Source organism: Priestia sp. P5_B4 (genome assembly GCF_056400385.1).
In genome coordinates this window covers 1-4,343 of sequence record NZ_JBFULJ010000291.1, presented here as the reverse complement: position 1 = coordinate 4,343, position 4,343 = coordinate 1, and the positions used below count along the sequence as shown (strand labels likewise).

General features: G+C 36.3%; 6 protein-coding genes and 1 pseudogene. 5 read left to right on the top strand and 2 right to left on the bottom strand.

All coding sequences use genetic code 11. The annotated features are described in order from the left end of the window. Window positions 1-205 precede the first annotated feature (205 nt). A pseudogene (locus AC1DRF_RS17770) lies at window positions 206-492 on the bottom strand (low molecular weight phosphatase family protein); the annotation flags it as partial. A 293-nt stretch (window positions 493-785) separates the two neighbouring features. Here AC1DRF_RS17770 and AC1DRF_RS17765 point away from each other — a divergent pair. From AC1DRF_RS17765 to AC1DRF_RS17745, 5 genes are read left to right on the top strand one after another with little or no spacing between them, the layout of a single operon-like run. Further along, window positions 786-1,031, top strand: coding sequence for a hypothetical protein (locus AC1DRF_RS17765; RefSeq protein WP_034649925.1), 246 nt, complete (start codon window positions 786-788; stop codon window positions 1,029-1,031). A gap of 16 nt (window positions 1,032-1,047) precedes the next feature. Further along, a complete protein-coding gene (locus AC1DRF_RS17760; protein WP_016766279.1) occupies window positions 1,048-1,416 on the top strand; it encodes a spore coat protein in 369 nt (122 codons plus the stop codon). Window positions 1,417-1,434: 18 nt separating this feature from the next. Beyond that, window positions 1,435-2,571: a zinc-dependent alcohol dehydrogenase gene (locus tag AC1DRF_RS17755; protein WP_477741289.1), complete on the top strand. Its 1,137-nt coding sequence runs from the start codon at window positions 1,435-1,437 to the stop codon at window positions 2,569-2,571. A gap of 17 nt (window positions 2,572-2,588) precedes the next feature. Next, window positions 2,589-2,783: a hypothetical protein gene (locus AC1DRF_RS17750; protein ID WP_216890827.1), complete on the top strand. Its 195-nt coding sequence runs from the start codon at window positions 2,589-2,591 to the stop codon at window positions 2,781-2,783. An 18-nt stretch (window positions 2,784-2,801) separates the two neighbouring features. After that, window positions 2,802-3,101 carry a spore coat protein gene (locus tag AC1DRF_RS17745; RefSeq protein WP_029324473.1) on the top strand — a complete coding sequence of 100 codons (300 nt, stop codon included), beginning with the start codon at window positions 2,802-2,804 and terminating at the stop codon, window positions 3,099-3,101. A 365-nt stretch (window positions 3,102-3,466) separates the two neighbouring features. Here the strand turns inward: AC1DRF_RS17745 and AC1DRF_RS17740 are convergent, their stop codons facing one another. Beyond that, complete coding sequence (locus AC1DRF_RS17740) at window positions 3,467-4,237, bottom strand: STAS domain-containing protein (protein WP_477741290.1); 771 nt, start codon at window positions 4,235-4,237, stop codon at window positions 3,467-3,469. Window positions 4,238-4,343: the final 106 nt, after the last annotated feature.

Sequence of the window (4,343 nt, the reverse complement as noted above, 5' to 3'; positions counted from 1 at the left end):
AAGATTAATTGGAAACCAATTATTCATTTGTAATGATTATTGTAATCGCTTTACAAATTATACTTTTCTTATTATAAGCTTCACTATATTGATTAGTCTAACAATACTTACCCATGGGGCTGCCACACCTTTATTAAAGAAGGAAGGGGTCAAAACAGGGAGTCGTCTTTTTGACATTACTAAAGGGAAAGATATTTATGTCGCTAATCCTTCTATGGAGCTTTATATAAAGACTTCGAATGATGAATGCATTTTTTTCATCTGTTCCTTCTGCTTTTGACGGATCGCCAAAGCCCCAGTAAACTCGTTTCACATGTAGAAAAGTTACAGATCAATGCTCCACTGCGTGTCCGCATAGTGTCACAACTAAAGCAGATTATTAAGAATTTCAGGATTGATTACATCAGATGTTTGGTTTGAGATATTGATTCCTACTTCTTTCATTGTTTTTACGGCATTAGGATTTAAAGCATGAACTTCAAGGCCAGCATTTTTATTTTCCACTATTTCCCTTGATACTTTTTAGCCTAGCCTTCTGCCATGCCCTATTCAAATCAAAAAGCTTGATGTAGTTAAAAGAGTTCTTGTTCGACTAACCTATCTGTTAGCTAACAAGAAAAAAGACCACCAAAGCGTTTAGCCCTAGCTGTTACCAATTAATTTTCCGGATTATATGTGCATTATAACTACTTAATATAATTCACCTATAAAAACATTATAGAATGTTTCCTCCAATATTCGGAACACTAACATTGTATTTACGTAAAAAAGGAGGGTAATCAGAAATGGATATTCAAAAATTAGCCGATCATGAGTCATTGGATCTGCATGAAGTTATTAATTTTAAAACCCTTTGCTTAGCGAAATCAAAGCTAATGCAAGGACTTGTATTTGATGATGATTTGAGAGCATTGATGAAAAAAGATGTTGAACAATCGATACAAGCACTGGGAGAATTACAGGCAGTTTATCAACGTGCACCTTTTGAAGCCCCTGTTCCTCAAAACCGGCCAACACCAATAATCAATTGAAAAGGAGGTAAATTCAGTGAATCATGACTATTTAGATCCTATAAACTCGCTACACGTACCAGAGCTCGCAGATACCACATTTGCGATGGACTTTCTTCTTCGTGCCAAGGAAGGTGTTCGCAATATCGCAGTCGCATTAACGGAGTCCGCATCACCTGATGTTAGAACCCTCTTACGAGAACAGTTAATGCAAGGGATTGCCATGCACCAAGAAATTACAGAACTAATGATTAGTAAAAAATGGTTCCATCCATACGAATTAAGTGAACAATATCAACTAGACCAACTCTCTGCCAACAATACATTGATGATTGGTAAAATGAATTTATTTCCTGTTGAGACCAATAGAAAAGGTCTGTTTGACCGAACACCTGATGAACACTAACACTGGAGGATATCTATCATGAAGGCAGTAACGTATCAAGGCATTAAAAATGTTGTAGTCAAAGAAGTTCCAGATCCAAAGATTGAAAAACGAGATGACATGATTATTAAAGTAACCAGTACAGCTATATGCRGGTCTGATTTACATTTAATTCATGGCATGATTCCTAACCTGCAAGAAAACTATGTGATTGGCCATGAACCAATGGGAATCGTCGAAGAAGTTGGTCCAGATGTGACGAAAGTAAAAAAGGGAGATCGTGTTATTATTCCTTTTAATATAGCATGCGGTGAATGCCTTTACTGTAAAAACCATTTGGAAAGCCAATGTGATAATTCTAATGATAATGGTGATATGGGTGCCTATTTCGGATATTCTGGTACGACGGGTGGCTATCCAGGTGGGCAAGCTGAATATTTAAGAGTACCGTTTGCCAACTTTACTCATTTCAAAATTCCAGAGACTTGTGAAGAACCAGATGAAAAGTTAGCAGTTATTGCCGATGCAATGACTACTGGTTATTGGAGTGTTGACAATGCAGGCGTAAAGGGTGGAGACACAGTTATTGTTCTTGGCTGTGGTCCGGTTGGTCTTTTTGCTCAAAAATTCTGTTGGCTAAAAGGAGCAAAGCGTGTCATTGCCGTAGATTATGTAGATTATCGCTTGCAACACGCCAAACGTACTAACAAAGTTGAAATTGTAAATTTCGCACATTTTGAAAATGCAGGAATGCATTTGAAAGAAATGACGAAGGGCGGCGCTGATGTTGTCATTGATGCAGTTGGTATGGACGGTAAAATGACTGATATGGAGTTCCTTGCGAGTGGAATGAAACTGCAGGGCGGAGCATTTGGTGCGTTTATCATGGCTTCACAAGCAGTACGTAAGGGCGGGACAATCCAAGTTACAGGCGTTTACGGTGGCAAATATAATGGATTCCCAATGGGAGATATTATGAACCGAAACGTCAATATTCGCTCTGGACAAGCACCTGTGATTCACTATATGCCATATATGTTTGAATTAGTTTCGACCGGAAAAATTGATCCAGGAGATGTCGTGAGTCATGTACTTCCACTTAGTGAAGCAAAGCGTGGCTATGAGATTTTTGACACCAAAATGGATAATTGTATAAAAGTCTTGTTAAAACCTTGAGGAAGGAGGTAGAAAAAATGAATTACGCCTTACATGAAGTTCTTGAGGTCCATGAAATAGCTGCATTTAAGACCAATTGCTTGACTAAGTCCAAAACGATGAGAGGGTTAGTTACAGATCAGCAATTAAAAGATATTATGCAACAAGATATTGATGTATCTGCGAGACAATTACAAGAATATGCTTCTATCCTTTCCAACGCTAAGCAGTAAAAGAGGAGATGAATGAACATGAATCCAATTATTGAAAATTTAACTGGCATGAATGCACTATCGGATCAAGTGGTTGCAATGGATTTATTGATTGCAGCTAAAAGTGGAGTTAGAAATTACGCCATGGCAGTTACAGAGGCAGGAACACCTGAAATTAAAGAAATGCTCACTCGCCATTTAGTGGAAGCTCTTGATATGCATGAACAAATTTCTGCATATATGGTGGAAAAAGGATGGTACCACGCTTGGGATACAAATGAACAAATCACTTTAGATTTAAATAATATCGATACAGCATTGAACTTACCCACTCTATAAAAATAAAATAGGAACAGTTTAACATTACCAACCTAAACTGTTCCTAATAAACCATTTATATTTAAATAAATAATGGAAATATACGATTACAAATTTGATGTCTTTTCTTTTAGGATTAGAGCTAAATTAAGCCAATTACGAACTACTGGCTTCATGCTTACGCGTTCAAATATTAAAAAATGAACCAATTATTCTTTATACCAAATAGTAGTATAAGGAAATTAATCAATTTTCATATGAAGTAAACTATAAGGTTTCTGTCCTAAATCTTTTCCGGAATGAAATCTAGCCCGCAGATGTAATTGGGCCAAAATGACATACAACTTAAATCAACTTATTACAAAAAAGCCGAGAAACTTAATTCCCTAGCTTTTTTGAGTTTCTATCGCTTGTTTAACCGTTGCATAGGTTTTAATAGATGAGAAATCGATTCCATTTCTAACAATGGTTTGGGCCAGTTCAGGTCGTATACCAGTCATCATCACCTCAATACCTTGTAAGCGAAGAACACTGTAAATATCAAAGAGGTAACGTTCAGCTATAGCGTCTATAGTTAAGATACCTGAGAAATCAACAATTAGATACTCTACYTTCATTTCRAKAATTTTCAAGATMACATTCTCCAAGATATATTCAGCTCTTTCTGAATCRATAGAGCCWATTAGTGGGAGAACGGCGGTTTTATCYTGAATGSGGACSACAGGAACCGATARTTTCAAYACYTCTTGTTGYGCCTTTTKAATAATTTYATCTTTYACTTGTTCAAATACTATAATCGTTTCATTAATACTTATATCGAGCAAATAGTTAAAWCGTTTATTAATAAATACAAYTTCTTCTGWAGARAGTCCRTGYTCTATACTTATTTTAGTAAGGTAATCGATGAAGACTAGGCGCGTAGGAGGATAGCGTGTAATAATAATAGAGATTCTCTCCCCTTGAGATGCTGTACGCTTACCATTGATCTTACTCCATTCAACAAGCCCTTCAGGTACGTTGTTTTCACTACTAAAGAGACTCTTTCCTAAAAACTTAATAAATTCAGTATAGACGATAATTGCTTGTTCAAGTTCCTCCTGTAAAGCCTCAAAATTGGGGTTCTGAGAAATTTCTTGCACAATTTCATTTGCTAACATTTCTGCATTATCATCTAAGTACTTAGCAACGCCTATAATCCCTTTCAATAATTGTCACTCCCTCATCTTCTTATTTATGAATGCATTTAGGTAGTCATTTTATCTC

What these genes read in the sequence shown, in the direction of transcription:
- AC1DRF_RS17765 (WP_034649925.1), top strand. Translation starts at nt 786, where the DNA reads ATGGATATTCAAAAATTAGCCGATCATGAGTCATTGGATCTGCATGAA.
- AC1DRF_RS17750 (WP_216890827.1), top strand. Translation starts at nt 2,589, where the DNA reads ATGAATTACGCCTTACATGAAGTTCTTGAGGTCCATGAAATAGCTGCA.
- AC1DRF_RS17745 (WP_029324473.1), top strand. Translation starts at nt 2,802, where the DNA reads ATGAATCCAATTATTGAAAATTTAACTGGCATGAATGCACTATCGGAT.